Origin of the sequence: Bacillus hominis, from assembly GCF_018332515.1 — a bacterium.
GTDB classification, from domain to species: domain Bacteria; phylum Bacillota; class Bacilli; order Bacillales; family Bacillaceae_G; genus Bacillus_A; species Bacillus_A hominis.
This window is the reverse complement of record NZ_BOQD01000396.1, coordinates 1-997: the sequence shown is the minus strand read 5'-3', so window position 1 is coordinate 997 and position 997 is coordinate 1. Positions and strand designations below refer to the sequence as shown.

Genomic DNA, 997 nt, shown 5'->3' with positions numbered 1-997 from the left:
AAATTGAAGGTACATGAAATACTGGATTTTATTCTAAAAGAAAAAACATACTAGCAATATTAATCCAAATAAAAAACTGTTAGAGCATACAGCTCTAACAGTTTTATTGTTCATTATTATTAAATTTCGCTAATGCGTAAATACCTTCATCATCATCTAATTCAAGTTGTAATCTTGCCGCAAATGAATTGACGTTGTATTCTCGATCAAGTAGTAAGCGTAGTGCTTCGATTAAGTTTGCTTGAATTAAAATTTGCTGGCGACCATTTACCTCTACTTCTGCAGAGAAACCGTAGTCGTCATCATACATTAGTTCAACTGAAACTTCTTCTGGACCAACTTGTCTTTTTTCAGCGATATATACACAAAGCGCATTTATTAATTCTTGCTCAGAAATTTTTATTGTTTCCATGCTACTTCATCTGCCTTTTTCTTACGTTGGTTTTTGAAATATTTAAATGCACGAACTGCTAGCATTACGATACCAGCCATTACTAACATATTTACCATAAACGCTAATACAGAACCAAGAGCTCCCATATTTGCAAATAAGCTACCCATTAGTAAACCACCAAGACCACCTAGTAATAAGCCTTTCATAAAGCCACCTTTATTACTTTTTGGTGCTGTGTTTGTTGCTTTTGTTTTTGAATCCGTTGTCGTTTTTTGTGAATTTACGTTAGAATCTTTTTTGTTTAAATCCACCTTAGAATTTTGACCAGAACTTGGTGTATATGATTTTTTACCAGATTTGTAACTTTTCGCTTCCGCGTGATTTACGAACATAAAGCTACTAGCCCCAAAGATAACCATGAATGCTGTCATTACTGCTACAAGTTTTTTCAACATATTATATCCATTCTCCTTTTATATAGATATATGTGAAATCTACCTTTCTTTTAAAACAAGAATGATAGATTTATTTTAAAACCTTTTTAAAGGTTCTTATGAACTCATTATATGAACTTTTGCCGAAATATGCAAGTATTATTTACTT

Annotated in this window: 2 protein-coding genes; both read right to left on the bottom strand. The window is 31.9% G+C overall.

Annotation, left to right across the window (positions count from 1 at the left end):
• Positions 1-103: 103 nt before the first annotated feature.
• Positions 104-412, bottom strand: coding sequence for a YxcD family protein (locus KI356_RS25605; RefSeq protein WP_212936835.1), 309 nt, complete (start codon positions 410-412; stop codon positions 104-106).
• On the bottom strand, positions 400-849 hold the full coding sequence (locus KI356_RS25600; RefSeq protein WP_002120011.1) for a hypothetical protein: 450 nt from the start codon (positions 847-849) through the stop codon (positions 400-402). The genes KI356_RS25605 and KI356_RS25600 overlap by 13 nt, the downstream gene beginning before the upstream one ends.
• Positions 850-997: the final 148 nt, after the last annotated feature.